At 57.8% G+C, this 429-nt stretch carries 1 pseudogene; it reads left to right on the top strand.

Annotated elements, in window-relative coordinates:
- Positions 1-429 (top strand): annotated as a pseudogene (locus QSV46_RS39180) (IS3 family transposase); the annotation flags it as partial.

The following is a 429-nucleotide window of genomic DNA, read 5'->3' as shown; positions in this document are numbered from 1 at the left end:
CTTGAGGAAGAGAACGGGAAGCTGAAGCGGATTGTCGCCGACCTGTCGTTGGACAAGGCCATGCTTCAGGATGTGCTGTCAAAAAAGCTCTAAAGCCTGGCCGCAAGCGTGAGCTTGTCGACAAGGTGCGAAGTGACTGGAAGGTCTCGATCAGGCGGGCCTGCTCGGCTCTTCGGATCGATCGCGCACTGTACGTCTACAAGTCGAAACGCGGCGACCAGGCCGCTCTCAAAAGTCGGATCAAGGACATCTGCGAGACGCGGGTGAGATACGGCTATCGCCGGGTCCATGTCCTGCTGCAACGTGACGGCTGGGCCATCAACGTCAAACGCGTCTATCGTCTTTATCGGGAGTTAAGCCTGCAATTACGCAACAAAGCGCCGAAGCGTCGCGTGAAGGCCAAGCTGCGCGAGGATAGGACGGAAGCAC

It is taken from the genome of Bradyrhizobium cosmicum, assembly GCF_032290525.1.
GTDB lineage: Bacteria > Pseudomonadota > Alphaproteobacteria > Rhizobiales > Xanthobacteraceae > Bradyrhizobium > Bradyrhizobium cosmicum_A.
This window is presented reverse-complemented; position numbering and strand designations above follow the sequence as displayed.